At 63.9% G+C, this 341-nt stretch carries 1 protein-coding gene; it reads left to right on the top strand.

Annotation, left to right across the window (positions count from 1 at the left end; genetic code table 11):
• Positions 1-69 precede the first annotated feature (69 nt).
• Positions 70-341 (top strand): hypothetical protein (locus tag ACOADB_RS14180; RefSeq protein ID WP_378599715.1); only part of this gene is annotated, 272 nt, incomplete at its 3' end.

Below are 341 nucleotides of genomic sequence, written 5' to 3'. Positions count from 1 at the left end.
GGACGGGGGTACTGACAAGCACTCGCAGTACTGCCGCGTCCCCGTCCCGCGTCCCTGCAGGTCTTGGGGGTGGTGGACGTGGCGCGACAACTGACCCTGCAATCAGCCGATGCGCTGGCGATGTTGCGCGCCCTCATGCGAGACCTGAACGTGCAGACCCGCAACGGGCGCCCGGTTCCTGCCTGGGCTCACCGGGTGTTGCCTGAACTCGCAGGTATCGCCGACAGCCCGATCGATGGTTCCGATACCGGAACCAGTATCGAGACCCTGAAGGGGACGGATTGGCTCCAGATGGTGTCGATCGAGGAAGCGGCCAATCAAGTCGGTCGAAGCCCTGAATA

Source organism: Nocardioides sp. CPCC 206348, assembly GCF_048654705.1.
GTDB lineage: Bacteria > Actinomycetota > Actinomycetes > Propionibacteriales > Nocardioidaceae > Nocardioides.
The sequence above is the reverse complement of the archived record's forward strand: the minus strand, read 5'-3'. Positions and strand labels throughout refer to the sequence as shown.